Raw genomic sequence first — 26,035 nt, 5'->3', positions numbered from 1 at the left:
ATCATTTTATGACCAAAAAGATCCTGACCGTTTTCGGCACCCGGCCGGAAGCGATTAAAATGGCGCCTGTCGTATTGGCTCTACAACAAGCCGAAGGTTTGGAATCCCTCGTATGCGTGACCGCCCAACATCGGCAGATGCTCGATCAAGTGCTCAACTTGTTTGACATTAAACCCGATTACGATTTAGACCTGATGGCGCCGAATCAAGACCTCTTCGACATCACCTCGAAAGTGCTGTTAGGCTTACGCGACGTATTACGCGAAGCGCAGCCGGACATCGTGCTGGTACACGGCGACACCACCACCTGTTTTGCCGCGGGACTGGCCGCGTTCTACCAAAATATCAAGCTGGGCCACGTCGAAGCGGGGTTGAGAACCGGCAACCTTAGAGCGCCGTTTCCCGAAGAAGCGAATCGGACTTTGGTCGGACGCATAACCGATTATCACTTCGCACCGACGCAATCCTCGAAAAACAACCTACTCGCCGAAGGCGTTCCGGAGCAAAACATCGTCGTAACCGGCAATACCGTTATCGATGCCTTGCTGATCGTCCGGGACAAAGTCATCAACGAGCCGGATAGCGTATGGCAGGAAAAATTCGGCGAAACACTGTTTAAGACCATTTGCGACTCAAGCCGAAAACTCATTTTGATTACCGGGCACCGCCGCGAAAATTTCGGCCAAGGATTCATCGATCTTTGCAATGCGATCAAAGAACTGGCACAAAAACATCCGGATTGGGACTTAGTCTATCCGGTTCATCTCAACCCGAATGTGCAAAAACCGGTCTACGAAATTCTCGACCGACTCGATAACGTCTACCTGATCGCGCCGCTCGACTACGAACCGTTCGTCTGGATCATGAACCGAAGCGACTTGATCCTGACCGATTCCGGCGGCATTCAAGAAGAAGGTCCTTCGCTGGGTAAACCGGTATTGGTGATGCGCGAAGTGACCGAAAGACCCGAAGCAGTCGATGCCGGCACCGTTTTATTGGTCGGTACCGATAAAGCAAAAATCGTCAGCGGCGTCGAAAAAGTACTATTGGACGGCGAAGTCTACAAGCGCATGTCCAAAGCACACAATCCTTACGGCGACGGCCATGCCTGCGAAAAAATCGTTCAAACTTTGCTCGATGCGTCTTGAAATTAGCAGGCTTAGCAGTCGTGTGCGCATCGCACACCATTGCCCCCACCTGTGGGAGCGATCCTCAGATCGCGATATCGAAGCCAAGAACGGCGGGTAACAACCGCCGCTATCGAACCGCATTGGCTAAAAAGCCCCCTATATCAGGATAGTTGTCGCTTAAAGCGCCTACTATTGATGCCCTACCTTCCTGCGCCCATGCAGTCGTCTTTTTCAAAGAGGGGGACTGAATAGTTGCTTTACTCTCAAGCCAGTTAATTCTTGAAAAAGTAACCTGACCCTGAGGTATCCCCACAAAACGCTCGTTCCCACGCAGAGCATCACTGCCATTAAGTTAAGGGAAACCCGTCATTCCGCCATGGACTGGCGGAATCCAGTGCCATGGATGGCAAGCTTTTGAGGCACATTAGAGCCTGAATGCAAGCATTACTTATCTCTGTGACGGCTTAACTTAATGGCAGTGGCGCAGAGCGTAGGAACGATGATAAAAAATAAATATATCTATCAACCAATTTTCAGCCAAAAAATTGTTTTATTTGGCTATTTCGTGGGGATACCTCAGAACCTGACCCCTTATTCGCCGCAAGTACACACGGCACAAACAACACTGTCGCCTCGGTCCCATTGTAAAAAAAACCAAAAAACCCGCGTACTTTTCCAGCAAAATGCCGCAAACTAGGGGAAAAACCACGCCAAGCGCCATGCAGACCCAATTGAAAATACAAGCAAGAGGCTGATAGTTAATGGCTTAGATAAAACTGTACTAAACCTTGTATGAAACTACAATTGGCCGATAGCAAGATTTCATGTTGATGTAATCTTTGTTCGATATCCTGAAGCGAGGCAATGAAGATAAAGTTTAGGAAATGCTATATTGCTAAACCTGACCTCGTTTCCTCTGCGGGCGATTCTATCGTTCCGCTAATGTGCGCTGCTTGAGGAGTCACTATTCTGCGGCTTATTAGCAGCTTCAGCCTTTAGTCGCTCAACCAGCCAGACTTTTATAATTGATTGCCGTGTAATACCTATGCGAGCGGCTTCACGATCCAGAGATTCGACTACCCAAGATGGGAAGTCGACATTGATACGTTTTGATATTTGCTTGACACGACGACCACGCGAAAGATCAAGATCGTCAATAATATCTTCTTTTCCTTCATCAAATTTTTTATCGAAATCTTTAGCTTTCATATAACTCTACCTCTTTCTTGCGAGATCGCCTGACTGATATCAGACGGATTTGCTTATTTCTGTACGTGACAACGGCCGACCAGTGCTTCGCCGCGATACGACCAATCACAAGAAATCGAGGTTCATTGTCGGATTTGGCAGGGAACTCGAGAAGATCAGGATCATCCCAAAGTTTCTGGGCCGCATGGAAGTCAATTCCATGTTTTTCCAAATTAGCCTGACTCTTATCGTCATCGTATTCGAAATCATCCATGAGTACAAAATATTCCTTTTTTACTCATTTAGCAAGGCAGAAAGTTGGGTGTAGACTATTAGTCCCCTGTGTCAGGATACGTTGCCGCCAAGAGTAAAAAAGCAATAAATGAAATCTTTTAGAGAGGGACCGAAAAGTTACCGCAAGTACACATGGTACAAACAACACTGTCGCCTCGGTCCCATTGTAAAAAAACCAAAAAAAACCGCGTACTTTTCCAGCCAAATGCCGCAAACTAGAGGCAAACCACGCCAAGCGCCCTACAGACCCGATTGAAAATACAAGTAAGAGACTGATAGTCAATGACTTAAATAAAACCGGACCAAACTTTGTAGGTAACTACAATTGGCCGGCAACAAGATTTCATCTTGGCCTAATCTTTGTTTGGTTTACTGATATGAGAAATTGAAAATCGATGACACAAGCCGACACACAAATCGAAAACTACACCGACGAATACGATAGCCCTTGGAAAGACATGCTTGAACATGCCTTTCCGGAATTCACCGCGTTTTACTTTCCCGAGGCCCATGTTCAGATCGACTGGACCCAAGATTACGACTTTAAAAACACCGAACTGCGAAAAGTGGTACGCGATGCCGAATTAGGCAAGCGCTTCGCAGATGTCTTGGTGCAAGTGACCCTGATCAATGGAGAACAGCGTTGGATTTATATCCACATTGAAATACAGGGACAACACGATATCGATTTTGCCAAGCGCATGTTCACCTACAATTACCGACTGTTCGACCGATACGACAGCCCCATTGCCAGCTTTGCCGTATTGGCCGATAATGACCCCGACTGGAAGCCGGGCGGCTACGGATTTGAAGTACTGGGATGTCGGCACAGCTTGCAGTTTCCGGTGGTCAAATTGCTGGACTATGCCGAACAAATCAACCAACTTGAAACGCACACCAACCCATTCGCACTGATTACGACCGCCCATCTGCAAACGCGGCAAACAAAGCATGACCCGGAGGCCCGCTACCAAGCCAAGAGAGCCCTGGTTCGTCTTTTGTATCGCCAAGGCTGGGGCAAACAGCGAATACTGGACCTGTTTGCCGTTCTCGATTGGATGATGCGATTGCCGGAAGAGCTGGAACAGAAACTATGGTTAGAAATCGAAACGATCGAAGGAGAAAACAAAATGCGCTATGTTACCAGTGTTGAACGACACGCCGTTAAACGCGGTATGGAACAAGGTTTGGAACAAGGTCTAAAAAAAGGCAAACTCGAAGGTAAACTCGAAGGTAAACTCGAAGGCAAACTCGAAGGCGAAGCCACGATCCTGCAACGCCTGTTAATCAAAAAATTCGGACCGTTGCCGGAGGAAACGCAATGCCGCTTGAGTACGGCTACGCTTGATCAATTGGACCTTTGGGCCGAACGACTGCTCGACGCGCCGACACTTTCAGCCATCTTTGATGAACACTAAAGAGATACTTGGAAGAAGTATTATTTTAATATCTCTCCGCCTTGTAATGGATCATGAAAAAATCAAAACCTGACCCCAGCCTTCTCCCGAAACAGCGCTGAAACGGCTGCCGGGTATCGAACTGACAATGCTGGAAAACATGGCGGACGCCTTATTGGATTTTAAAAACGTAACCGACCTGCAAAACTGGCTTGACAGCCAATGAAACACAATTGACCGTTGCCTGAAAGCTAGTGAGGGTGCGTATCGCGCACCATTACCCTTTCCTGTGGGAGCGATCCCCATATCGCGATATCGGAGCCAAGAACGACGGATAACAACCAGCGCTATCGAAGCCGCGTAGGCTAAAAAGCCAAGCATTATCCCTTAAGGCTTGCGGCCACGCCAACCTTTTTAAGGCCGACCCCTAACCCCATAGCGAAGGCAGAAACACACGCTGCTCCCCAAGCGCCAGATCACGCTGTTTCCCAAGCTCCAGCTTGGGAAATCCGTCCGAGAAGCTCTAGCTTCGCGACACATGACATCAATGGTTCAAACCCTTTATCGCAACCCATTTCCGAACATCGGCAGGCTGCGCATCGCGCACCATTGCCCCCTGTGGGAGGGATCCCCAGACGCGATATCAAAGCCAAGAACGGCGAGTAACAACCACCGCTATCGAAGCCGCATTGGCTAAAAAACCCCCTGTATTAGGATGGTTGTCGCTTTAGGCGATGCAGGGCAGAAAAATGCTCCTGCATTTTCTGCATTCGTTACATCCTTGTAACTCAGCAATTGCCGAGGAGCAAATATTTGTCCATGCAGTCGTCTTTTTCAAAGAGGGGGACTGAATACTTACCTCGACACAAACACCACAAGCACCTCGGTCCCGAGATAAGAAAATCCCAAAATACCCGCGTACTTTTACAGCCAAATGCCGCAAACTAGGGGAAAAGCCACACCAAGCGCCCTACAGATCCGACTGAAAATACAAGCAAGAGACTGATAATAAATAACATAGATAAAACTGGACTAAACTTTGTATGAAACGACAATTGGCCGATAGCAAGATTTCATGTTGACGTAATCTTTGTTCGATATGCTGTTGTGAGGCAATCAAGATAAAGTTTAGGAAATGCTATATAGCTAGACCGACCCCGTTTCCCCGGGGCGATTGCCTGGTCTTCATGAACGTTAGGTTGATCGTGTGCTTAACGCTTTAGGTCCCGATAGAAGTTTTCATGAGGTCCTACTGCTTCCAGGTAAACCAAACGCAACCCCTCATCAAGGGTGTAACCTAAAAGGTACAACTGGCCTTGACTGCGAAACTTGTAGACCAGTAAATTGGCTAGGTCGCCTTTCTTGCGGTCGCCAATGGCGGGGTTTTTCGCAACGAAATCAACCGCAGTATCGACATCGGCAGCAATGTTGTCATGCAGCTTTTTGTACTGCCGGCCAAAGTGGCGGGTTTGCAGAATGCCATAACTCATGTCTGGCGTGACCGCGGTATAAAAGGTGTGGACTGCTCGCGCGGTTCTGCCAGGGAGGCCAAGGCTTCGGTGATAAAGCTGACGGGCAAGTCAGGGTTATCGAGTGCGGTGCGCCCAACTTTGGCCCAATACTCAACCTGACCGGCAATGGTGCGGTGCTCGATAGCCGCGTCAGTCTTGGCCTGATTATATAGTTCTTGATCAATGCGAATGGATGTCGTGCTCGGCATGGTTTGTCCTTTAATCGTATTTAACTACAATTGTAGTTTAGCAATAATTCGTGAAGTCATAAACTTATGATGCACACTAAATACCGGCGCGAAATTAAATTAACTTGCTATGGAATAATTCGCTTAATTCTTGAAAAAGTAACCTGACCCTGAGGTATCCCCACAAAACGCTCGTTCCCACGCAGAGCATAACTGCCATTAAGTTAAGGGAAACCCGTCATTCCGCCATGGACTGGCGGAATCCAGTGTCATGGATGGCAAGCTTTTGAGGCACATTAGAGCCTGAATGCAAGCATTACTTATCTCTGTGACGGCTTAACTTAATGGCAGTGACCCCTAGAATAAAGAGCGAAAACACGATTTCAACAATACTAAAGCCAAGCAATCTAAACCAATTATTTAGCCATGAAAACCGACAGCCTTTTTTACCGATTGTTTCAAGATTGGCCCCAGTTGGCTTTAGAACTACTTAAACTACCTTACAGTGCAGATAGCTACCGCTTTGTCTCGGAAGAAATCAAACAAACCGGCTTTAGAATGGACGGGCTCTTCAAACCGAACGACCAAAATCCGAATCAGCCATTAATCTTTGCCGAAGTACAATATCAATCCGACAATGAATTATACGGTCGACTCTTCACGGAAATCACACTGTACCTCTACCGGCAAAAACCCGCCAGACCCTGGATTGCCATGGTGATCTACCCCGACCGGCAAACCGAAAGACCCGCCGGCATAGAATTTGAAGCCTTCATGCAGTTACCGCAACTACAGCGCATATACCTGGAAGACTACCAACAAGCGTCCGCCGATAGTCCGCTACAATCCTTGTTGAGCCTCATTGCCTGCCAAGACCGGCAAACCGTCGAACTAGCGCAAAAACTGGTAAAACAGCGTAAGATACATGGCATCGACATCCTCAATTTTGTTGAAACCGTACTCGTCTACAAACTACCGCAACTGACGCGGGAGGAGATTAAAACCATGTTAGGCTTAGACACCGAACTCAAACAAACCCGTTTTTACCAAGAAATTGCCGAAGAAGAGCGGCAAGAAGGTCGGCAAGAAGGTCGGCAAGAAGGTCGGCAAGAAGAAAGTATCGCATTGCTCACGCGCTTGCTGCGCCGGAAGTTCGGCATACAGCCGGAACTCGAAACAGCGCTGAAACGACTGCCGGGTATGGAGCTGACAATGCTGGAAAACCTGGCGGAAGCCTTATTGGATTTTAAAAGCGTAACCGACCTGCAAAACTGGCTTGACAGCCAATGAGGCAGAATAGACGGTGCCAAACGCAAGTACAGCAGGAAGTGCATCGCCACGCACCATTGTTCCCGCTTCGTTACCTGGGCTTCCAACTTAAGGCGGAAAAAAGCACTAAGGATTAACCTTAAGCTGTCCCGCGTTAAGTGGATAGCTGTTACCTGCAAACGAATGCTTGCTCGATGCACCGACACTTTCAGCCATGTTTGATGAACACTAAAGAGATTCTTGGAAGAAGTATTATTTTAATACCTCTACGCCTTGTAAAGGATCATGAAAAAAATCAAAACCTGACCCCAACCTTCTCCTTTTCATACCTTAAATAAGGAATCCAACATGCAGGCTATAGAATTTGAAACAAATATAGAAAATGGCATTGTCCATGTGCCTAAGGAATATCAATCACTGCAAAAGGCAAGTAAAGCTAGAATAATTATTTTAGTTGACAATACTTCAGAATCACCAAGTACCCAGCCGAGACGCCGTCCGCATCCGGACATAGCCGGAAAATTGCAAATTCTAGGGGATATTATTTCGTCAGCGCCTGAAACAGATTGGAATTTGCCAAAATGATTATTTTGGATACTCACATCTGGCTGTGGTGGGTCAATGATGAGACGAATTCGATGAAAGCCCAATGGCTGGAACTCATCAATAATACCTCTGAGGTGGGTGTGTCAGCGATTAGTTGTTTTGAAGTTGCATGGCTACAGCGGCATGACCGAATTATATTGCCGGTACCAATCCTCATTTGGTTTGATAAGGCGTTAAGCGGATCGAATATTACTTTAGTGCCCATTACAGCCGAAATTGCTTGCGCAGCAGTCGATTTATCCGAACATCATAGCGACCCGCAAGACCGTATCATAATTGCCACAGCACTGATGACAGACAGCCAGTTAATATCTGCAGATCGTAAATTTCCTCTTTATGCAGAATTAACAGGAAAACTCGTCAATTAATTTGAAAAGATTAAAACCATGTTAGGCTTAGATACCGAACTCAAACAAACCCGTTTTTACCAAGAAATTGCCGAAGAAGAACGGCGGGAAGGTCGACAAGAAGAAAGTATCGCTTTGCTCACGCGCCTGTTGCGCCGGAAGTTCGGCATAAAACCGGAACTCGAAATTGCGCTGAAAAGACTGCCGGGTTTGGAACTTACGATGCTGGAAAACCTGGCGGAAGAAATTTTGGATTTTAAAAACGTAAGCGACCTGCAAAACTGGCTTGACAGCCAATAAAGCACAAATGACCGGCTGCTCACTTAACACTGGACAGTTTAAGGTTAATCCTTAGTGCTTTTGTGCCGCCTTAAGTGGGAAGCCGCACCGCACATCATTGCCCCCCTGTGGGAGCGATCCCCAGATCGCGATATCGAAGCCAAGAACGGCGGGTAACAGCCACCGCTATCGAAGCCACATTGGCTAAAAAACCAAGTATTAGCCCTATAGGCTTGCGGCCACGCAAACCTTTTCAAGGTCGAACCCGAATACCATATCGAAAGCAGAAGCACACGCTGCTCCCTAAGCTCCAGACCACGCTGTTTCCCAAGCTCCAGCTTGGGAAACCCGCCCGAGAAGCTCTAGCTTCGCGGCACATGACATCAATGGCGCGGAAACCTTCTATCGCAACCTGTTTCCGAACATCGGTAGGCTGCACACCGCGCACCAATCCCCGAACTAAACAATAGTTTCAAAACCTTGAAAAGGTGCGCGATGCGCACCCTGCTGGACTATAATCGATTACATGGAATAAACAGAAACGGCATTGACGTGACTGGCCAACCTTTAAACCAGCATAGATCGATAAACTTGAGAGCACAGGCGCTTAAACCGCGCCGATTGCGGCCAGGTCTGCAACCTTAGGGTTTGAACAAATCAACATCATTCGATACCCAACATTATAAAAACTATATCAATAAAATTATAACTATATGATTAATAGATATAAAAAACAAAGCTCTTCCTGATTCGCATCACTAATAAAAACCACAACCAACTTTTACGATTGATTTTTACCCGCATCCCACTGCTTATGACTGTTGGCCATATCTACTATCACATCCGTTTTCACACGAGATACTTCAATTACATCAACAGAAAAGCTCTCAAACTATATCAAGCAGCCTCTCAAAGCCCGAGCCCATACACCCAAAACGCAGTCTCGGAACTCAAGGAGGAAGGCATATATACCGATGACATAAAAAACCTCTGCCAAGATCAAAACATGCTGGCGCAACTCATTGACGACGCTAATGCCCTGTTGAATCAACATTCACAAGACCCAATACAAGAAAATCAGCTGCGACCAGCCAAAATAAGAGGCATCGGCCGAAACATCAAGAACGCTTGTTTGCCCGAATCCTTTGTCAAATTTTTTCTCAGCGATGAGGTACTTGATATTGTGAACTCATATAATGGCATGTTCTCGCGGCTGAATTATGTTGATACTTGGCGCAGTGTATCTGCCGCTTCCGATGACCTGTTTTACGATACAGAAATATGGCACCGGGACCATGAAGAAATGAAAATAATCAAAGTGTTCATGTACTTGTCAAACGTGGACGAAGCCACAGGACCTTTCACGTTTATAAAAGGCACTCACCTTCAAGGAAAAATGGGCCACACTCACCCCGCTAATCCACCCTTGGGTGTGTTGTTTGATGAGCAGCAAATAGCTGAATTCACGAAACCTGAAAACCCTGAACAATCCAGCGTGATAATTTGCACAGGCAAGTCGGGCACTGTCATTTTTTCAGACACTACAGGCATTCATAAAGGCGGAAGAACTAGTAGCGCCCTGAGAACCGTATTGGTCGCTTTTTACGCCAGCGAGGCCGGCGTCGATCAACATACCTATCGCCTGCCGGAAAACATCGACCCAAACACGCTTTCACCTGCGACAAAATATGCTTTGCATTTGTAGCAATCCCTTAATAAGGATCAGCCTAAAACACCTCACGTAATAGACTAGGGTCCCATTTCAAAGACGAGGTGCCGCTTTCAAAGCGGCACCGTAACAAAACGTGGCATCACAAGCACTAGAGCGAGCATCGCGCACCGTTCCCGAACTACCTAACTGTTACAAAATATTGAAAAGCTGCGCGATGCGAACCCTACAGAACCATCCCTTATATTAAGAACACCACGATTCGCTACTCACAAATAAGAACGCTCGACACAAACAACTCGGGCGCCTCGGTCTCGTCATAAGGAAATCCCAAAAAAGGCCGCGTACTTTTCGAGCCGAATGCCGCAAAATAGGTAAAATGTCACACCAAGCGCCATACAGACCCGATCAAAAATACAAGCAAGAGACTGATAGTAAATAACTTAAATAAAACTGGACTAAACTTTGTATGAAACTACAATTGACCGATAGCAAGATTTCATGTTGACGTAATCTTTGTTCGATATGCTGTTGTGAGACAATGAAGATAAAGTTTAGGAAATGCTATATAGCTAGACTTGACCCTATTTCCCAAGCCTAAATCCCGGTGCCAAATCGGAATGCGCCAAATGCCTCAAAAATAGGTGAAATGCCACACCCAAAGGCATAAGCGGACAAATGAAAATACAAACAAGACACTGATACTTAATAACTTAGATAAAACCGGACTAAACTTTGTATGTAATTACAAATGGCCGAAAGCAAGATTTCATGTTCACGTAATCTTTATTCGATATTCTGCGGCAAGGCAATGAAAATGAAGTTTAGAAAATGCAATAGAGCTAAATCTGGCCTATTCTTGCATCACGAACGGCACCTCCTGTAGGAGCGATCCCCGGTTCGCGATATCGAAGTCAAGAGCGACGGGTAAGAACCAACGCAATAAAAGCCACATAGGCTAAAATAACCAAGCCTCGATTCCGACAGATAGAACGCCCAATTTAACAACGGCTACGCGCGATCAATTGAGTTTTGGACCGAACACCTACTTGCTGCGCTAACGCTTTCAACCGTCTTTGATGGAAGCTAAAGAAGTTCAGAGATACGACATACTTTTAACATCACTGTGTTTGAAGGAATATGCAAAAAACAAGACCTGACCCCGTTTTTTTTGACCCCGTTCTTTTCCTTATATTTTATAGCCAATTAATACACGAAAGAATTCCAAGTTTTTTTAACAAAATTTACCTAAACGAAAATAAAATAAAAAACCGTAATATATTTTTTGGTTTTTTATTTGGTTTTATTACAATTGTTTTGTTTCAGGGATATAGAGTTTTATTGCTTTGTATAGATCACTACTCTATTGCATTGTTGCCTAGCCTAGTAGTTGTTATTGCTTTTTGCAGCGTTTTTTCATTTATTAACTTTGACGAAATAACTGCCAGTCTCAAAGTATTAATACGAGGTTTGGCAGTTGCCTGTGGTATATATAATATACTGCTATTTCCTTCGGTACCAATTGTAGAAAATGACTTTAACGGATTGGCTAAAGCTATCCTTTTTCTGGCCTGGATGACAGCAGCACTTTCGGCAATACTGGCAATTTGGCGGCCATCTTGGCTGCTTATCTGTGGCTTTTACCCTTTTTGGTTAAAGAGCTTTGCCGGTCAAATTACAGGTTTTCACTACCACACACAGCTTGATATTTTACCTGTCCATCAAATTCCTGCTTATGTGTCTATTTCGGTAATATTTTTTCATCTAATACTCATATATGGTCGACGAAATAGAAATGTAAGACATTTAAACACAGAAAACTTACAGGTATATAAGGTTGGCGCTAACAATATTATTTTATTCATTGCTATTGCTCTTCAGGGCGCAAACTATTTTTATTCAGGTGTCGAAAAAGCCTCGCTAGATGGTGGATATTTACACTGGGCACTTAATAATGAGATCCAGAACATATTCTTTGTTTCCTTATATAACAAACAGTTGCTTTGGGGTGAATCGAAAAATTTAGTAACCTTTGTGGTCGATTTATTCAGTTATGTAAGTCATTTAGCACCTATCTTTATATTTATAATACAACTTGGTGCGTTATTTGTATTTACTAATCGCTTATTGTTAATTATATTGTTTAGTCTTTTCGATGTCTTGCATTTCGGGATATTTGCATTAGTAGGTGCTAATTTTGTTACATGGTTTATGGTTAATTTAGCTATTATTGCAGCTGTGAATAAATTACCATGTAGTACGTTTAACTGGAAATTAGGTGTTGTTGGGGCAATATTAATTCTAATATCCCCTTTTTATGCAAAAGTGGCGAGGCTAGGATGGTATGACTCTCTTGCCGTTAATAGTGCATATTTTGAAGTACTAGAAAATAATGGCAGACGTACACGCATCCCTGGGACAGCTTTTGGATTTTACTCTTATCCAATAACACATATGAGTTTTGGGTTTCCACCAGGGAATTATCTTCCAACATCAACGAATGGAGGCACAAGATCCAATCGTATTCGTGAACAATCTATTCAGTGTGATTTTGATACACAACAAAGCATGTTCAGTAAAAGGTGGAATGAAAATGTAATCGTTAATTTCATTAAAAGTTTTCATGAGCAGATATTGGATACTGTAGGTGAAGATGGCAGATGGTCAAATGACCTTTATCTCCATCATTTTTGGAGCGCTCCATCTGTTGTGAAAAACTTTGAGTCTGTAGACATGCGTAGTGTAAATGAATATATATTAGTCATAGATTCAGTTTGTTTGGAACCTGGAACTGGTAATGTTGCGCATAAACCCTATTACAACGAGTTTCGAATCAATGTCAACAAATGAAAAAAAGCAATAAGTTAATAATAGTTTACGATGGGGAGTGCCCTTTTTGCACACAATATGTTCAACTATTGAAGTTGAGAGAAGTAATCAGTACGGTGGAGTTAATAAATGCGCGCGAAGGAATTTCGATAGTAGGTGATTTGTTTAAATCCGGGTATGATTTAAACGAAGGGATGGTCGCAATTTATGAAGGTCAGACATATTATGGAGCAGATTGCGTTCAAGTCTTGGCTCTTCTTAGTACTGGCTCGGGGATCTTCAATCGTATTAATAGTGTTATTTTTAGGTCTAAGCTTCTCGCACGAATTCTCTATCCTGTATTAAGAATTGGTCGTAACCTAACCCTGATGCTGCTCGGCAAACGAAAAATTACGCATATAAAACCGGATTGAATTATTTTTTATAGTACACAAAAAATGAAAACAATAAGAAATTGGCTCAGGATTCGCATGATCCGTTTACGCTCTATTTTTTTAAGAAAAATTTGGGGTTATAAGTTATCTGATTCCACTCGTATATCTTTTTCAGCCTATCTCGACAAAACTAATCCAAATGGTATTGAGATACAAGATTACACGTTAATAGCGCGAGGGGCAGTTATTTTGTCACATGACTATACTCGCGGCTTTAAAGCAAATACTTAGATCGGAAAATATTGTATGGTTGGTACTAATTCGATAGTTTTACCAGGTGTGACTATTGGAGATCATGTGGTAATCGGAGCAGGGGCTGTAGTTACAAAAGATGTGGAGCCAAATTCAATAGTAGTAGGAAACCCAGCGAAGATTATAAAGAAAATCAATGCTGGAGCCTACGGTAAAATTATTAATAAATAATAAACCTTGAGTTTTTTATTTATTGCTTGATACGATTAGTATGAGTAAAAATTAATATATGAAGAAAGACGTTATTTGGGGGCTTTTGGATCAAGTTTTGCAAAGCGTGATGAATTTAGCAGTGGGTATATTTCTGATTCGTTTCGCGGCTAAGGAAGAGTACGGTCTTTATGGTGTTGGATTTGCTACATTATTATTATTGGTTGGTTTTTCCAATGCAATTGTATCGACACAAATGACAGTAATTGCACCGACTAAGGAAGATCAAGAACAAGAAATATTTTGCGCTAGTCTAATCATCGGTTTCTTTAAATTGTTTATTCCATTGTCTACTTTAATATGTCTAGGTTTAATGGCATTGTCAAGGGTATACGAATTTTCTTATTATATTGATTTGGTATATATACTCGCGCTGGTTAGTCCTTCTGTTATATTCTTGGAAATAATGCGGCGTTATTTTTATCTTAAATTAAAGCCTAAGTCCGTTTTTTTAATGGGGTTAGTGTACGTCTCGTTTTATTTGACCGTTCTGCTCTGGGCTTTCTTTACCAAGCAAACAAGTCTGCATCTTTATGCATTATCGGCTAATGGATTCGCAGCTCTCATTGCCGCGTCATTATTCTTTTTCTTCAGTGACATGAAAATTAAAGGCGCTTATAAAATGTCCTCAGACAGTTTAAAAGAGTCATGGAAAGATGGAAGGTGGGCGCTCGGTGGTGTTCTAGTGACGTGGGGACAAAATCAAGGCTATGTCTATGTACTAGCACTGATTCAGGGGAGTGTGATGGTTGCCGAGGCGAATGCGGCGAGGTTGTTTTTGGCGCCTATTAATGTTCTTTCAACTAGTTTTACCAAAGTCATCATGCCTCGATTGGTCAAACTAAAAATAAACAATCAACGTCAGCAAGCGGTTAGAATGGCTAGAAAAATATTGTTTATTATGCTTTCGATAATTATTCTATATTCGTTCGCAATAATATTAACAAAAGATTTCATTTTTAAGTTTTTAAGTAAAGAGTATGTTTATATTGAAATTTTAATTTATTTTTGGTCTGTGTTTTTTATGTGCCAGGCTTTTCGAATCAATAACTCTATATTATTGCAGGCCTTTCGCATGTTTAAAGATATTACTTTATGTAATTTAGTCACCGTTGTGCTTGTATTAGTAGGGGGCTTATGGGTTGTTCAATATTACAGTATACAAGGCCTGATTACAGTTATGAGTATCGGTGAGCTTCTTTTAGCGACGATGCTGTGGTTTATTTTCAATAAGAAAAAAGATAATATAATTAATTAGTTGTAGAATGGCATTTGTAGTAATAATTAGATGGATTAATGGTTTAATAATAATTAGCGAAGTCTTTTTTATTTTTGCGTTAATTATTTTCGGTGGATTCTTTTTTAGTACACCGGAGTTCGAGCCGAAGCCGGCAGATTTGATTGTAATTCTAGGTGGCGGTGGCGGCGATAGAATAAAAAAAGGGCTTGACTTATACAATGCAGGCTACTCAAGCGACTTGTTAATTACCGGGTTGCCTGAAATGAATAATGATGTGATGCCAACATATTCTAAATGGCGCTTGCAGTATTTAATTGAACAAGGTGTGCCAACACGATCGATAATATTGGATAATAGTGCAAAAAACACATACGAAGAGGCTGTTAATATCAAACAGCTAATGATCAATAATAAATGGAAAAGGGTTTTAATTGTTAGCGATCCCCCGCACTTAAGAAGACTTTCAATTATTTTTTCACTTGTTTTCGGCGATAAATCTGACTTGTCGTTTTTTTTGATTTCAAGTAATCCGGATTGGTGGTCTGCCCAATATTGGTGGAAAAACACTATTTCCGCTCAATTTGTGTTACTGGAAATCTTTAAGCTAATTTATCTTTATTTTAATAAGCTATAAAGTAATTATTCACACCCCCTATCGTTCCCACGCTCCGGCGTGGGAATGAAGACCGAGACGCTCTAGCGTCTCGTACCGCTGGAGCGGTACTCAGGCGTTCACACGCCGGAGCGTAGGAACGATAATTTCCGGGGGACTGAATAGTTACGCTATAAATGTGCAATAAATTTACAACATTGTCAGATTGTATGAGTGTGTTTTAAATATTTTGCCACTGAATTCAGTATCAATAAGGTTTTCTATGTCTAATCAAGCACAAATTGATGTATGTCTTTGCACCTTCATGCGGCCCGAACTTTTAAAAGCAACGCTTACCAGTATCGAGCGGCAGCAATTGTCACCTGATATCAATGTCAAAGTTATCGTTGTCGACAATGATGCGAATGCCAGTGCCGAATTTGTCATTAACGAATTTAAGATGCGCGGCTTAATCGATATAGTCTATGATGTCGAACCTGAGCAAAATATTGCTTTGGCGAGAAATAGGTCCGTAAGCATGGGTAAAGGTGATTATGTTGCATTTATCGATGATGATGAAGTAGCCTCGGAAATATGGTTGAAACAATTGCTCGATTGTTTGCATCAATACGATGCCGATGCGGTATTAGGCCCGGTTATACCACTTTATCCGCCCAATGCACCGAGTTGGGCAATTGAAGTAGGATTAGTTGATAGACCGAATTTTAAAACAGGTACAACTATAAATTTCGGACGAACCGGTAATACGTTGGTTAAGCGTTCTTTGCTGGAAAGCTATGATGGCCCTTTCGACCCTGAATTCGGTTTATCAGGCGGGTCAGACTCTTTATTTTTTAGAAGGGCGGCGAAAAATGGCGCTAAATTAATTTGGTGCAATGAGTCAACTGTTGAGGAGGCGGTGCCACCCGAGCGAATGACTTTCGGATTTTTAAAAAAGCGCTCTTTTCGCGGTGGCCAGTCTTATGCGCGTATTTTTTTACCTGCGGCATCCTTTTCAGAAAAAATATTTTGGTTTTTAAAACGATTTATTTACACTTTGACAGCTATTTTATTATGGCCTCTAGCATTGATATTCGGTCAAAAATATTTAGCGCGTGTTACGCGAAAGTTATTTCTTAATCTAGGACAGCTTTCCGTTTTAACTGGTCGATATTTTTATGAGTATCGGAAATAATAAAATGGCAGTTTATACCGAATCAAGCGTGAGTTCGAAGCGTATTCGAAATGCTAATGTAGTATCTACCATTTCTTCAAAAAAAAAGACGCAAATACCCAGATATACTGTCACTACAATATATCTTTTATATTTGGGGTTTGCGCTTGCCACAGCTAGACATAGCGGTGCTTCTGAAATGGGGACTTTAGGCGAATTGGTCAGGATTCTTACGCTGGGTCCCGCATATCTTTTGGCATTGGCTGCTATTATAACGCGCACTAATCTTACTTGGCAGATAATAACAAAATGCAAAATCTATTTGGTGTTTATAGTTTTTAGCGGGCTCTCTGTTTTTTGGGTTGTTTATCCAAGCAAAGTTCTTTTACATAATGCTCACGATATCGGCTATTTTATGGTAGGTATTGTACTATTGATCATGTTGAAAGAGCGTGGATCGAAGTTCTTGTTTAAACATTTGGCGATAGCGTCCCTTGCCTTTATAGCCGTATCAATCTTTGTTTCGATTGCCATGCCTAGCATCGGTACTTTTCGACTAACTCGCTGGCAAGGGGTGGCCGGTAATCCGAATACGCTAGGCATGTTTTGCGTGGTTTGTGTATGGAGTTTACTAATGCTCTATAATCTGCATACTCGGTTTTTCGCTAAGTTAATGTGTCTGTTTTTTTTGGTTGTCCCTTTTTTGGCATTGAAAGGCGGTAAGGAGGTTACATCTATAACGTCGCTTTTGATGTCTTTATTATTATGTTTAACCATTCCTTTTTTTGTGACATTAAGTAAGGGAAATTCTAATGCACGCTTAATAAAATTTATTTTCGCGTTTTTTTTGATAATCATTGGAATAACTTCGCTCGTAGCCTTTTTGCCGGAAGTATTTAATGTCGATTATATACTTGCGAAATTAGGGAGAGACAGGACCATGACAGGCCGAACGCGGGTTTGGGATATGGGTTGGGAAATTTTTAATATGAAACCTTGGTTTGGTTGGGGATTCGATGCTTTGTTGTCGGTTATGCATACTTTACGATTTGATATTAGCCAATTCCATAACGGTTATTTGGATCTAGCCGTTCGCGGCGGAATAATTGGCTTTACGATATTAATGTTGATGATTTTTGTGACTTATCGAGGGATACTCAAAATCATCCGACAAGATAGCGTTTTCGGCTGGGGGCTTGCGGCCTTTGCAACCGCACTGTTATTGCATAATATGGCGGAAGCCTCGATTATGCGGCCGACTCATCTGTATTGGTTTACTTTTGTATTGGTTTATTTGATTAGTTGTAATTACAAGTGGTTGTTTCCTAGGGAAAATAAAGGAATGAGTAATGGTGCCTTTAGATAGACGTTGTCGTATATTGCATATTGTCGCTAATTATCCTGATGGCGTATTCCGGCAAAATACCACGGATGCAGTTAAAAACTTACTTGAAGAAACATCCGAATCTCTAGACCACTATGTGGTATCGATTTCTCGAACGCTGAATCCTCTGAATGAGTATGTTGTTCGGGGAGATAGTATTATTTCAGTTTCTTATTTCGGTTTACCGGCGGCAATCGGTCAAAGCTTTTTAATGCGAAGATTGGCGCGGCGGATTAAACGAGAACTGGATGATATCGAGTTGGAGTACGATATTATTCATGGACATAAATTGACAGTGGAAGCGCTCGTTGCTTATTACCTAACAATTAAATCCGAAAAACCTTATGTGTGCACTGTAAGAGGATTAACCGATGGCCGTATCATGCGTTGGCGACCGGATCGGCGAGGTCTATATGCAAAGGTTTTAAAAAAAGCTTTGGTAGTATTCTTGCCAGCACCTTGGACTGAAAGATTGATCAAGGAGTACTTAAACCCGGTAGATGAAGAATGGCACAGCAATATAAGCTATTCAGTACTTCCAAATATCGTTAACTTTACTCGGGTGGACAATACGGAACCCAGAACATACAAACCAAAATTTGTTACAGTGTTTCGTGAAAGGCACGGTAAGAGAAAGGGCTTTAGAGAACTGTTGAATGGTCTTGTTTCGGGAAAAGCCAAAAACCAAATAATCTTATTGGATGTAATCGGTTGTAGTGCTGAAAGCGAAGAAGCCCAATGGGTTAAGGAATTAGATCTGGCCGACCAAGTATCGTTTTTAGGAAAACTTAAAAATACGGAAACTGTAAAAAGAATGGCGCAATATCGCGGGTTTCTATTGCCGACCCGGTATGATACCTTCGGTATGGTCTATACCGAAGCATTATTGGCCGGTGTACCGGTGCTTTATTCTGGCGATACCGGTATTGATGGTTATTTGGATGATCTTGATGTTGGTGTGCGCGTTGATCCATTCGATCAAACTAGCATTAATAATGGCATCCTTAAATTTAACCAGATAGCCGATGAGTTGCGAGACAGGCTTAAAATTTATTTAGAGGAGGGGCGCTTTGATTTTTTTCGTCAAGCATCAATTGCATCCAAATACTGTCAAGCGATCGAGAGTTGTCTTGAAAAATGCGAATAAACATTACCTGAATCAAGAATTGATTGATACTAACATTATAAGAAAATTAATATTTTTTTTATTTCTAATTTATTCATCGGTCAGCTATTGCGCACAAGTAGAAGATATTCTTGCGCCAATTAAGGTTTCTAAATCTAATATTAGTACATGGGCTACACCCATTGCATATCGTGATGGTCAAGTTTTTATTGTTACCGTAGAGCAGCCTGATAATGTATCAACCGGTATTAATTTGAAAACAGTCATACGAAAAGGTGAAAAGTCTAGTGAGGGTTGGAAATGGGATTCTTTTGTCGTTGACACGGAGACGATAGACGATCAGTGGCATAATGTTCCTTCGTTAGCAATTGACGCCAACGGATATATCCATGTTGCTTATAATATGCATAACATGCCTTGGCAATATTCAGTTTCGACTAATCCACTCGATATCAAGGGGTTTGAATTTAAAGGAGAGATTGTCAAAACGTTAGATAAACTCGCTTTGAAACAATTTAAGCGTACTCCTTTTCCTGGTATTGGGGAGTCGGCAATTCCTGGTAACCAAATTACATATCCAGCTTTTTTTTACGATAAAAAAGATGATTTATATATAACCTATCGTTTTGCTGTGCGGCCTAGGCAATCTTTCAAAAACCGTGGTTTAGCAGCAGGTATTGCAAAATACGACCTTGAAAAGCGAACTTGGACCGCGCTTGGTGGTGACTTTGTAATTGGCAGTGAAGATGTTCTATTAAAAAAAGGAAATTCCGCTACGGTAACCCCTTTTGCTGTTAGCTTTGGCTGGACCGCTTATTTACCCCGGTTAGCGTTTGATTCTGGTAATCGGATGCATATTGCGTGGATGTGGCGTAAAGGTGGGCCAGGCTCTGATCATTCTCATCCTAGTTACGCTTGGTCAGCAGATGGTGGTAAAACATTTTTTTCTCTTATCGGTAACCAATATAAGTTGCCGATTACGATTGAAACGGCAGATAAAGTTAATTTGTTTAATCCCAATACTAAATTTTATGGACCTACTCGTTTGCTTTTAGATCCAGAAGACACGCCTTACTTACTACTACAACCTATCGGTAAAACGAGGGTAATGACTAGGTTCGATAGAAACAAAATGACCTGGAGCAATCCGGAAACGATGCCGAGTTCGGCGCTAGATTTTGAGTTTGATGCAAAAGGCAATTTATGGGCTTTTGCTAATGGATTAAAAATTTATAAACGATCCCGACTTACAAATAGCTGGCAGTTGGTATTCGAAGACCGTGATGCTAAAGGTAAGAATAAAGCAAAAAAATGGTGTCAACCTAAAGTTCTCATTGTCCCTGAAAAAAGTATGTTTTTAGTACATTCTCAAAGTTGTGATTTTGAGCGAATTAAAATTACAAGTGTTCGATGGGATTAAGTCGACTTATACTGTATTAACGTTTATATAAAACTTTCGATTAAAGAAAGATATTAGGAACTTGTAATGGTGGATAGAGTTGAAGTATTGGGAGTGCCTGTTGATTGTGTCGATATGCAAGGAGCGCTGGATGCGGTCGACGTAATGATTAATAGCGGAAAGCCGAATACGATTATTGCTTTAAACCCGGAAAAAGTAATCAAAGCTCAAAGCGATTCTAAATTGCTTGGGTGGCTTCGAAATGCGTCTCTGATTATACCCGATGGTATTGGTGTAGTTGTCGCGGCTAGAAAGCTCAATCAGGTTAATATCAGCCGAGTACCGGGCTCGGAGTTAATGCCTAAAATCTGCGAACGATCGGTATCTAAGGGCTATAAGCTTTTTTTATACGGTGCTAGTCAGGAAACAATTCAAAAAGCAGTTGATCGACTAACTGAGCGCTATCCTGGCATTCAAATTGTAGGATTTCAGAACGGCTATTTGCCGGAAGAACAAATGCCGGATTTGATTAATCTGATCAATCAGTCTCAAGCGCAAATTTTATTTGTGGCTTTAGGTAGCCCGCGTCAAGAATTATGGATGGATAACTATTTAGGCAAACTTCATAACATTAGGGTTTGCCAGGGTGTAGGTGGGACTTTCGATGTTATTGCCGGAACCGTTAAGCGAGCGCCGAAATTTTTCATCGATATTCATTGTGAATGGTTGTACCGTTTGTTATCGCAACCAAGTCGATTGATTAGACAAACTGCATTACCAATATTTGCGTTTAAAGTTTTAATGGCTTGGTTGAAGAAGTAAAAAACCATGTAGGATGCGCATCGCGCATCTTATCTCTTTCTCACGGAGATCGTGGGTGCCCTTCTAATGTAAAGTGGCTCTACCACGCTAAATGCGATAAAGGGGTCTACGATAAAGGTACACTAAAAGGGGTCAGGTTACTTTTCAGGCCGTCGGTGCGATCAAGAATAAGAAGATTATCGGCGCTTTGGAATGGCTGGAAAGATTCGCTTACCGTAAGGCGGACCGTATCGTAGCGGTTACCCATGCTTTCAAGTAGCATATTGTGGCGCATGGCGGTAGCGAGACTAAGACGACGGTTATTGGTAACGGCGTCGATCTCGGTTTTTTTGTCGATCAACCGCGCGACGATGCATTTGCCGATTCGCTAGGTGTTAAGAGTAAGGTTGTTGCGGCGTACGTCGGCACGCACGGAGTGGCGCATGGTTTGGATGTAATTCTCGATGCGACCGAAATTTTGCGGGATCGTGATGACATAGTGTTTTTGACCGCCGGAGACGGTGCCGAACGTAAGTTAAGTCGTCATAAAAATTAAGTTATCCTTGCATTGAGGCTCTAATGTCTCTTAGAAGCTTGCCATCCATGGCACTGGATTCCGCCAGTCCATGGCGGAATGACGGTGACCCTTAACTTTAAGAAAAGGGGTCAGGTTACTTTTCAGGTCGTCGGTTATTGGTAACGGCGTCGATCTCGGATTTTTTGTCGATCAACCGCGTGATGATGCATTTGCCGGTTCGCTGGGCGTTAAAGATAAGTTTGTTGCGGCGTACGTCGGCACGCACGGAATGGCGCATGGTTTGGATGTAATTCTCGATGCGGCCGAAATGTTGCGGGATCGTGATGACATAGTGTTTTTGACCGCCGGGGACGGTGCCGAACGGGCTCGTTTGCAGTCGGAATTGGAAAGGCGAGGTTTGCGGAATGTCAAGATGCTGGGGCAGTTGCCGAAGGAACAAATGCCGGCTTTGTGGTCGATTACCAGTGTTAGTTTGGTGTTGTTGAAGAAGTTGGATTTGTTTTTGACGGTGATACCGTCGAAGATTTTCGAGACGATGGCGATGAAGAAGCCGATTATTCTCGGCGTGCGCGGCGAGAGTCGGGAAATTGTTGAAAAGGCAGGTTCGGGGATTGGTATTGAACCGGAAAATGCGATGGAGCTGGCGGCTGCGATTACGGCCTTGGCCGATGCGCCGGAAAAATGCGCGGCGATGGGCGTAGCAGGGAAAGCGTGTGTGAGTGCGGAGTTTGACCGCCAGGTGTTGGCACGCCGTTTTGAGGAGGTTTTGGAATCGGTTGTGTAGGGTGCCATATCGGGCGCCGGGGTTAGGATGCGGTTGATTGGCTGCAATGTGTTGTCAAGGTGCGCGGTGCTCAGTACTCTGGAAAAATACAATACACAGTAAGTTGGCCTACTCCTTCTGCCCTAAGATCTAAGTAGTATATGAGTTAACTTGATTTGTGACTACACTGAAACTACAATTTGTGCCAATTACTTAATTAATGGGGATAATTATGGAGCCCGCAGATACTTATGTCCGTGCTCGTATTGATACACGAACGAAGGAGCTTGCAACCGAAGCTTTAGAAGCAATGGGATTGACGGTATCGGACGCAATACGTTTGCTTATGATACGTATTGCCGAGGAGCATCGACTGCCATTTACGGTGGAAGTGCCTAATGCAACGACGCGAAAAGCCATCGCTGAACTTGAAGCAGGAAAGGGTGAGAGCTTCAATACCATCAATGAACTGATGGTTGACCTGAATGCGGACGATTGAGCGCTCTACGGCTTTTAAGCGGGATTTCAAAAAACATGGCGATATAAACACCGCACTGATTGAAGTTTTGTACAAGCTGATTAGCAATGAAGACTTGCCTGGAAAATACCGTGACCATTCCCTGTCTGGCGACTAGTCAGGCTATCGTGAGTGCCACGTTAAACCTGACTTGCTTTTGATCTACAGCAAGCCAGACGAGGATACCTTGCTGTTAGTGCGGTTAGGTTCGCATAGTGAATTGTTTGGTTAACCTCCGGCGGAACGGGTTATTTAACCCGTCCCCAAGGTTTCGACTTGCTTCGGCTACAGTTGTATAAAAAGGGTCAGGTTCTGAGGTATCCCCACAAAACGCTCGTTCCCACGCAGAGCATCACTGCCATTAAGTTAAGGGAAACCCGTCATTCCGCCATGGACTGGCGGAATCCAGTGCCATGGATGGCAAGCTTTTGAGGCACATTAGAGCCTGAATGCAAGCATTACTTATCTCTGTGACGGCTTAACTTAATGGCAGTGGCGCAGAGCGTAGGAACAATGATAAAAAATAAATATATCTATCAACCAATTTTCAGCCAAAAAATTGTTTTATTTGGCTATTTCGTGGGGATACCTCAGGGTCAGGTTACTTTTTAGACCGTCGGTGCGATCGAAAATAAGAAGGTTATCGGCGCATTGGAATGGTTGGAAAGATTCGCTTACCGCAAGGCGGACCGTATCGTAGCGGTTACCAATGCGTTCAAGGTGCATATTGTAGCGCATGGCGGTAGCGAGAGTAAGACGACGGTTATTCGTAACGGCGTCGATCTCGGTTTTTTTGTCGATCAACCGCGCGATGATGCATTTGCCGGTTCGCTGGGCGTTAAGGGTAAGTTTGTTGCGGCGTACGTCGGCACGCACGGAATGGCGCATGGTTTGGATGTGATTTTCGATGCGGCCGAAATGTTGCGGGATCGTGATGACATTGTGTTTTTGACCGCCGGGGACGGTGCCGAACGTAAGTTAAGTCGTCATAAAAATTAAGTTATCCTTGCATTGAGGCTCTAATGTCTCGTAGAAGCTTGCCATCCATGGCACTGGATTCCGCCAGTCCATGGCGGAATGACGGTGACCCTTAACTTTAAGAAAAGGGGTCAGGTTACTTTTCAGGTCGTCGGTTATTCGTAACGGCGTCGATCTCGGTTTTTTTGTCGATCAACCGCGCGATGATGCATTTGCCGATTCGCTGGGCGTTAAGGGTAAGTTTGTTGCGGCGTACGTCGGCACGCACGGAATGGCGCATGGTTTGGATATGATTCTCGATGCGGCCGAAATGTTGCGGGATCGTGATGACATTGTGTTTTTGACCGCCGGCGACGGTGCCGAACTGGCCCGGTTGCAGTCGGAATTGGAGCGGCGAGGTTTGCGGAATGTCAAGATGCTGGGGCAGTTGCCGAAGGAACAAATGCCGGCTTTGTGGTCGATTACCCATGTTAGTTTGGTGTTGTTGAAGAAGCTGGATTTGTTTTTGACCGTGATTCCGTCAAAGATTTTCGATACGATGGCGATGAAGAAGCCGATTATTCTCGGCGTGCGCGGCGAGAGCCGGGAAATTGTGGAAAAGGCCGGTTCGGGGATTGGTATTGAGCCGGAAAATCCGATGGAGCTGGCGGCTGCGATTACGGCCTTGGCCGATGCGCCGGAAAAATGCGCGGCGATGGGCGTAGCAGGGAAAGCGTGTGTGAGTGCGGAGTTTGACCGCCAGGTGTTGGCGCGCCGTTTTGAGGAGGTTTTGGAATCGGTTGTGTAGGGTGCCGCATCGCGCACCTGGTCTCGAACGCGGTCTGTCATTGATCTGAACGCCTTGTAAAGGTGCGCGGTGCGCAGTCTACTGTGCAACGTTTTGCGGTTGCTTTGACATCAGTGTATATTTTACTGCTTGAATAATCGACTCACGGCATACTGAATCAACCGATCAAAATCGAGGGACAACGCTATGCAAGGCATTTCTTTTCCGAACGGTCCAAAGTCGTAATACCGCTTGAATTTCGCAAAAAATCAGGCATTCTCGCTGGTTCTCAGCTTAGATAAAGCCGGATGAAAGCCGAAGTAAAATAACGCATATCGCCTACGCGCTCCGAAGATGGCTATGGCCTATTGGTATGCAAACAAGCGGGAGAAAGACATTGCGAGGATTTTAAAATACGGACGGTTTAACCGATGCCAACTTGGGGAACTCCAAAAATTATGACCACGATACATATCAGAATACAAGAAGCCTATGTCGATCGATTAATGGCTATCTTGTCCAAGCATCAAGAATTAAAAATCGACGATATTGAGATCGATCGTTTTTCTCAAGAGGGAAACGTTCAAAAAATGTTAAAAAAGCAAAAACTCATGCAGATAGCGAAAGACTGTGCAACTTTGCCTACGCTCGATCATCGTTCCCCTGATCAAATCCTTGGTTATGATCAAAGCGATAACGGTTTATGGGGTAATGATTGATGGTTATCGATTCATCCGTAGTGATCGCAGTATTGCTGCTCGAGCCGGATGCCGACCAATTATTGAATCAACTCATTGAAGCGGAGACACTTTACCTGAGTGCGGTTAGTCTCGTCGAAACTGCTATGGTCATCGAATATAAGAAAGGCGTTGCCGGTGCCAAAAAATTAGACGAATGGCTTGCTAATTTGTCTCCCATTATTGTCGAATTCGATCATCAGCAGGCCAAACTGGCACGAACAGCATGGCGAGAATACGGTAAAGGCCGACACCCGGCTAAATTGAATTTTGGTGATTGTTGCAGCTACGCGCTTGCCAAACAACTCAACAAGCCATTGCTGTTCAAAGGAAACGATTTTTCCCAAACCGATATGGGATCAAAGTGAATGTTTTAAAAGGGTTACTTTTCTTGTCGTCGGTTCGATCAAGAATAAG

Annotated in this window: 30 protein-coding genes and 2 pseudogenes; 26 read left to right on the top strand and 6 right to left on the bottom strand. The window is 43.5% G+C overall.

From position 1 onward, the window contains the following. Positions 1-8 precede the first annotated feature (8 nt). On the top strand, positions 9-1,148 hold the full coding sequence (wecB, locus tag ACINK7_RS15865; RefSeq protein WP_404356713.1) for a non-hydrolyzing UDP-N-acetylglucosamine 2-epimerase: 1,140 nt from the start codon (positions 9-11) through the stop codon (positions 1,146-1,148). A gap of 921 nt (positions 1,149-2,069) precedes the next feature. On the opposite strand, the gene brnA is transcribed toward wecB, so the two are convergent. Continuing rightward, a complete protein-coding gene (brnA, locus tag ACINK7_RS15860; protein ID WP_404356711.1) occupies positions 2,070-2,339 on the bottom strand; it encodes a type II toxin-antitoxin system BrnA family antitoxin in 270 nt (89 codons plus the stop codon). Next, the gene (locus ACINK7_RS15855) at positions 2,329-2,592 is read right to left on the bottom strand and encodes a BrnT family toxin (protein WP_404356709.1); all 264 of its coding nucleotides are present in this window, start codon (positions 2,590-2,592) and stop codon (positions 2,329-2,331) included. Before ACINK7_RS15855 ends, brnA begins: the two co-directional genes overlap by 11 nt. 415 nt (positions 2,593-3,007) lie before the next feature. Here ACINK7_RS15855 and ACINK7_RS15850 point away from each other — a divergent pair, with 415 nt between their 5' ends. Together ACINK7_RS15850 and ACINK7_RS15845 are read left to right on the top strand one after the other, a co-directional pair. Next, positions 3,008-4,030, top strand: a complete 1,023-nt coding sequence (locus tag ACINK7_RS15850; protein ID WP_404356707.1) for an Rpn family recombination-promoting nuclease/putative transposase — start codon at positions 3,008-3,010, stop codon at positions 4,028-4,030. A gap of 94 nt (positions 4,031-4,124) precedes the next feature. Further along, positions 4,125-4,235 (top strand): annotated as a pseudogene (locus ACINK7_RS15845) (DUF4351 domain-containing protein); the annotation flags it as partial. 985 nt (positions 4,236-5,220) lie between these two features. Here the strand turns inward: ACINK7_RS15845 and ACINK7_RS15840 are convergent. After that, positions 5,221-5,499, bottom strand: a complete 279-nt coding sequence (locus ACINK7_RS15840) for a type II toxin-antitoxin system RelE/ParE family toxin (protein ID WP_404356705.1) — start codon at positions 5,497-5,499, stop codon at positions 5,221-5,223. Further along, positions 5,496-5,729 (bottom strand): ParD-like family protein, encoded by a 234-nt coding sequence (locus tag ACINK7_RS15835; RefSeq protein WP_404356703.1) that lies wholly within the window; start codon positions 5,727-5,729, stop codon positions 5,496-5,498. The genes ACINK7_RS15840 and ACINK7_RS15835 overlap by 4 nt, the downstream gene beginning before the upstream one ends. 405 nt (positions 5,730-6,134) lie before the next feature. On the opposite strand from ACINK7_RS15835, the gene ACINK7_RS15830 reads away from it, so the two are divergent. The 16 genes from ACINK7_RS15830 (at position 6,135) to ACINK7_RS15755 (ending at position 21,875) form a co-directional block, all read left to right on the top strand. After that, a complete protein-coding gene (locus ACINK7_RS15830) occupies positions 6,135-6,998 on the top strand; it encodes an Rpn family recombination-promoting nuclease/putative transposase (RefSeq protein ID WP_404356701.1) in 864 nt (287 codons plus the stop codon). A gap of 327 nt (positions 6,999-7,325) precedes the next feature. Next, entirely contained in the window at positions 7,326-7,562 is a 237-nt protein-coding gene (locus ACINK7_RS15825; RefSeq protein ID WP_404356699.1) for a hypothetical protein, read from the top strand. Further along, positions 7,544-7,951: a type II toxin-antitoxin system VapC family toxin gene (locus ACINK7_RS15820; RefSeq protein WP_404356697.1), complete on the top strand. Its 408-nt coding sequence runs from the start codon at positions 7,544-7,546 to the stop codon at positions 7,949-7,951. Before ACINK7_RS15825 ends, ACINK7_RS15820 begins: the two co-directional genes overlap by 19 nt. Positions 7,952-7,969: 18 nt before the next feature. Beyond that, a complete protein-coding gene (locus ACINK7_RS15815) occupies positions 7,970-8,230 on the top strand; it encodes a DUF4351 domain-containing protein (RefSeq protein ID WP_404356695.1) in 261 nt (86 codons plus the stop codon). A gap of 793 nt (positions 8,231-9,023) precedes the next feature. Then, a complete protein-coding gene (locus tag ACINK7_RS15810; RefSeq protein WP_404356693.1) occupies positions 9,024-9,914 on the top strand; it encodes a phytanoyl-CoA dioxygenase family protein in 891 nt (296 codons plus the stop codon). A 1,104-nt stretch (positions 9,915-11,018) separates the two neighbouring features. Then, the gene (locus tag ACINK7_RS15805; RefSeq protein WP_404356691.1) at positions 11,019-12,728 is read left to right on the top strand and encodes a hypothetical protein; all 1,710 of its coding nucleotides are present in this window, start codon (positions 11,019-11,021) and stop codon (positions 12,726-12,728) included. Continuing rightward, on the top strand, positions 12,725-13,120 hold the full coding sequence (locus ACINK7_RS15800; protein ID WP_404356689.1) for a DCC1-like thiol-disulfide oxidoreductase family protein: 396 nt from the start codon (positions 12,725-12,727) through the stop codon (positions 13,118-13,120). The genes ACINK7_RS15805 and ACINK7_RS15800 overlap by 4 nt, the downstream gene beginning before the upstream one ends. Before the next feature lie 252 nt (positions 13,121-13,372). Next, positions 13,373-13,564 (top strand): acyltransferase, encoded by a 192-nt coding sequence (locus tag ACINK7_RS15795; protein WP_404361463.1) that lies wholly within the window; start codon positions 13,373-13,375, stop codon positions 13,562-13,564. A gap of 58 nt (positions 13,565-13,622) precedes the next feature. Beyond that, positions 13,623-14,861, top strand: coding sequence for a lipopolysaccharide biosynthesis protein (locus tag ACINK7_RS15790; protein ID WP_404356687.1), 1,239 nt, complete (start codon positions 13,623-13,625; stop codon positions 14,859-14,861). 7 nt (positions 14,862-14,868) lie between these two features. Then, positions 14,869-15,477 carry a YdcF family protein gene (locus tag ACINK7_RS15785; protein WP_404356685.1) on the top strand — a complete coding sequence of 203 codons (609 nt, stop codon included), beginning with the start codon at positions 14,869-14,871 and terminating at the stop codon, positions 15,475-15,477. 241 nt (positions 15,478-15,718) lie between these two features. After that, on the top strand, positions 15,719-16,630 hold the full coding sequence (locus ACINK7_RS15780; RefSeq protein ID WP_404356683.1) for a glycosyltransferase family 2 protein: 912 nt from the start codon (positions 15,719-15,721) through the stop codon (positions 16,628-16,630). After that, positions 16,614-17,975, top strand: a complete 1,362-nt coding sequence (locus tag ACINK7_RS15775) for an O-antigen ligase family protein (protein ID WP_404356681.1) — start codon at positions 16,614-16,616, stop codon at positions 17,973-17,975. The genes ACINK7_RS15780 and ACINK7_RS15775 overlap by 17 nt, the downstream gene beginning before the upstream one ends. Next, positions 17,959-19,140, top strand: coding sequence for a glycosyltransferase family 4 protein (locus ACINK7_RS15770; RefSeq protein ID WP_404356679.1), 1,182 nt, complete (start codon positions 17,959-17,961; stop codon positions 19,138-19,140). The genes ACINK7_RS15775 and ACINK7_RS15770 overlap by 17 nt, the downstream gene beginning before the upstream one ends. Continuing rightward, positions 19,124-20,539 (top strand): BNR-4 repeat-containing protein, encoded by a 1,416-nt coding sequence (locus ACINK7_RS15765; RefSeq protein WP_404356677.1) that lies wholly within the window; start codon positions 19,124-19,126, stop codon positions 20,537-20,539. The genes ACINK7_RS15770 and ACINK7_RS15765 overlap by 17 nt, the downstream gene beginning before the upstream one ends. 66 nt (positions 20,540-20,605) lie before the next feature. Then, entirely contained in the window at positions 20,606-21,340 is a 735-nt protein-coding gene (locus ACINK7_RS15760; RefSeq protein ID WP_404356675.1) for a WecB/TagA/CpsF family glycosyltransferase, read from the top strand. A 265-nt stretch (positions 21,341-21,605) separates the two neighbouring features. Beyond that, positions 21,606-21,875 (top strand): hypothetical protein, encoded by a 270-nt coding sequence (locus ACINK7_RS15755; RefSeq protein ID WP_404356673.1) that lies wholly within the window; start codon positions 21,606-21,608, stop codon positions 21,873-21,875. A 115-nt stretch (positions 21,876-21,990) separates the two neighbouring features. Here the strand turns inward: ACINK7_RS15755 and ACINK7_RS15750 are convergent, their stop codons facing one another. Then, the gene (locus tag ACINK7_RS15750) at positions 21,991-22,134 is read right to left on the bottom strand and encodes a hypothetical protein (protein ID WP_404356671.1); all 144 of its coding nucleotides are present in this window, start codon (positions 22,132-22,134) and stop codon (positions 21,991-21,993) included. On the opposite strand from ACINK7_RS15750, the gene ACINK7_RS15745 reads away from it, so the two are divergent. From ACINK7_RS15745 to ACINK7_RS15730, 4 genes and pseudogenes are all read left to right on the top strand, one after another. Further along, the gene (locus ACINK7_RS15745) at positions 22,126-22,641 is read left to right on the top strand and encodes a glycosyltransferase (protein WP_404356669.1); all 516 of its coding nucleotides are present in this window, start codon (positions 22,126-22,128) and stop codon (positions 22,639-22,641) included. The two genes, ACINK7_RS15750 and ACINK7_RS15745, sit on opposite strands and share 9 nt — an antisense overlap. Before the next feature lie 211 nt (positions 22,642-22,852). Continuing rightward, a complete protein-coding gene (locus tag ACINK7_RS15740; RefSeq protein WP_404356667.1) occupies positions 22,853-23,119 on the top strand; it encodes a type II toxin-antitoxin system RelB/DinJ family antitoxin in 267 nt (88 codons plus the stop codon). Beyond that, positions 23,106-23,369, top strand: a pseudogene (locus ACINK7_RS15735) (type II toxin-antitoxin system YafQ family toxin). Before ACINK7_RS15740 ends, ACINK7_RS15735 begins: the two are co-directional and overlap by 14 nt. Before the next feature lie 419 nt (positions 23,370-23,788). After that, positions 23,789-24,136 (top strand): glycosyltransferase, encoded by a 348-nt coding sequence (locus tag ACINK7_RS15730; protein WP_404356665.1) that lies wholly within the window; start codon positions 23,789-23,791, stop codon positions 24,134-24,136. A gap of 115 nt (positions 24,137-24,251) precedes the next feature. Here the strand turns inward: ACINK7_RS15730 and ACINK7_RS15725 are convergent, their stop codons facing one another. Beyond that, positions 24,252-24,395 carry a hypothetical protein gene (locus tag ACINK7_RS15725; RefSeq protein WP_404356663.1) on the bottom strand — a complete coding sequence of 48 codons (144 nt, stop codon included), beginning with the start codon at positions 24,393-24,395 and terminating at the stop codon, positions 24,252-24,254. On the opposite strand from ACINK7_RS15725, the gene ACINK7_RS15720 reads away from it, so the two are divergent. From ACINK7_RS15720 to ACINK7_RS15710, 3 genes are all read left to right on the top strand, one after another. Beyond that, the gene (locus ACINK7_RS15720) at positions 24,387-24,902 is read left to right on the top strand and encodes a glycosyltransferase (RefSeq protein WP_404356661.1); all 516 of its coding nucleotides are present in this window, start codon (positions 24,387-24,389) and stop codon (positions 24,900-24,902) included. The two genes, ACINK7_RS15725 and ACINK7_RS15720, sit on opposite strands and share 9 nt — an antisense overlap. A 437-nt stretch (positions 24,903-25,339) precedes the next feature. Continuing rightward, positions 25,340-25,600 carry a hypothetical protein gene (locus ACINK7_RS15715; protein ID WP_404356659.1) on the top strand — a complete coding sequence of 87 codons (261 nt, stop codon included), beginning with the start codon at positions 25,340-25,342 and terminating at the stop codon, positions 25,598-25,600. After that, the gene (locus ACINK7_RS15710) at positions 25,600-25,986 is read left to right on the top strand and encodes a type II toxin-antitoxin system VapC family toxin (protein ID WP_404356657.1); all 387 of its coding nucleotides are present in this window, start codon (positions 25,600-25,602) and stop codon (positions 25,984-25,986) included. Before ACINK7_RS15715 ends, ACINK7_RS15710 begins: the two co-directional genes overlap by 1 nt. Positions 25,987-26,035 lie beyond the last annotated feature (49 nt).

It is taken from the genome of Methylotuvimicrobium sp. KM1 (genome assembly GCF_044788715.1).
GTDB lineage: Bacteria > Pseudomonadota > Gammaproteobacteria > Methylococcales > Methylomonadaceae > Methylotuvimicrobium.
Note: the sequence above shows the minus strand (reverse complement) of the source record. Positions and strands in the feature narration are given on the sequence as shown.

Excerpts from the sequence above, each read along its gene's own strand:
- wecB (WP_404356713.1), top strand. The coding sequence starts at position 9 with ATGACCAAAAAGATCCTGACCGTTTTCGGCACCCGGCCGGAAGCGATT.
- brnA (WP_404356711.1), bottom strand. The coding sequence starts at position 2,339 with ATGAAAGCTAAAGATTTCGATAAAAAATTTGATGAAGGAAAAGAAGAT.
- ACINK7_RS15855 (WP_404356709.1), bottom strand. The coding sequence starts at position 2,592 with ATGGATGATTTCGAATACGATGACGATAAGAGTCAGGCTAATTTGGAA.
- ACINK7_RS15850 (WP_404356707.1), top strand. The coding sequence starts at position 3,008 with ATGACACAAGCCGACACACAAATCGAAAACTACACCGACGAATACGAT.
- ACINK7_RS15840 (WP_404356705.1), bottom strand. The coding sequence starts at position 5,499 with ATGAGTTATGGCATTCTGCAAACCCGCCACTTTGGCCGGCAGTACAAA.
- ACINK7_RS15835 (WP_404356703.1), bottom strand. The coding sequence starts at position 5,729 with ATGCCGAGCACGACATCCATTCGCATTGATCAAGAACTATATAATCAG.
- ACINK7_RS15830 (WP_404356701.1), top strand. The coding sequence starts at position 6,135 with ATGAAAACCGACAGCCTTTTTTACCGATTGTTTCAAGATTGGCCCCAG.
- ACINK7_RS15825 (WP_404356699.1), top strand. The coding sequence starts at position 7,326 with ATGCAGGCTATAGAATTTGAAACAAATATAGAAAATGGCATTGTCCAT.
- ACINK7_RS15815 (WP_404356695.1), top strand. The coding sequence starts at position 7,970 with ATGTTAGGCTTAGATACCGAACTCAAACAAACCCGTTTTTACCAAGAA.
- ACINK7_RS15810 (WP_404356693.1), top strand. The coding sequence starts at position 9,024 with ATGACTGTTGGCCATATCTACTATCACATCCGTTTTCACACGAGATAC.
- ACINK7_RS15805 (WP_404356691.1), top strand. The coding sequence starts at position 11,019 with ATGCAAAAAACAAGACCTGACCCCGTTTTTTTTGACCCCGTTCTTTTC.
- ACINK7_RS15800 (WP_404356689.1), top strand. The coding sequence starts at position 12,725 with ATGAAAAAAAGCAATAAGTTAATAATAGTTTACGATGGGGAGTGCCCT.
- ACINK7_RS15790 (WP_404356687.1), top strand. The coding sequence starts at position 13,623 with ATGAAGAAAGACGTTATTTGGGGGCTTTTGGATCAAGTTTTGCAAAGC.
- ACINK7_RS15785 (WP_404356685.1), top strand. The coding sequence starts at position 14,869 with ATGGCATTTGTAGTAATAATTAGATGGATTAATGGTTTAATAATAATT.
- ACINK7_RS15780 (WP_404356683.1), top strand. The coding sequence starts at position 15,719 with ATGTCTAATCAAGCACAAATTGATGTATGTCTTTGCACCTTCATGCGG.
- ACINK7_RS15775 (WP_404356681.1), top strand. The coding sequence starts at position 16,614 with ATGAGTATCGGAAATAATAAAATGGCAGTTTATACCGAATCAAGCGTG.
- ACINK7_RS15770 (WP_404356679.1), top strand. The coding sequence starts at position 17,959 with ATGGTGCCTTTAGATAGACGTTGTCGTATATTGCATATTGTCGCTAAT.
- ACINK7_RS15760 (WP_404356675.1), top strand. The coding sequence starts at position 20,606 with ATGGTGGATAGAGTTGAAGTATTGGGAGTGCCTGTTGATTGTGTCGAT.
- ACINK7_RS15745 (WP_404356669.1), top strand. The coding sequence starts at position 22,126 with ATGGCGCATGGTTTGGATGTAATTCTCGATGCGGCCGAAATGTTGCGG.
- ACINK7_RS15750 (WP_404356671.1), bottom strand. The coding sequence starts at position 22,134 with ATGCGCCATTCCGTGCGTGCCGACGTACGCCGCAACAAACTTATCTTT.
- ACINK7_RS15740 (WP_404356667.1), top strand. The coding sequence starts at position 22,853 with ATGGAGCCCGCAGATACTTATGTCCGTGCTCGTATTGATACACGAACG.
- ACINK7_RS15720 (WP_404356661.1), top strand. The coding sequence starts at position 24,387 with ATGGCGCATGGTTTGGATATGATTCTCGATGCGGCCGAAATGTTGCGG.
- ACINK7_RS15725 (WP_404356663.1), bottom strand. The coding sequence starts at position 24,395 with ATGCGCCATTCCGTGCGTGCCGACGTACGCCGCAACAAACTTACCCTT.
- ACINK7_RS15715 (WP_404356659.1), top strand. The coding sequence starts at position 25,340 with ATGACCACGATACATATCAGAATACAAGAAGCCTATGTCGATCGATTA.
- ACINK7_RS15710 (WP_404356657.1), top strand. The coding sequence starts at position 25,600 with ATGGTTATCGATTCATCCGTAGTGATCGCAGTATTGCTGCTCGAGCCG.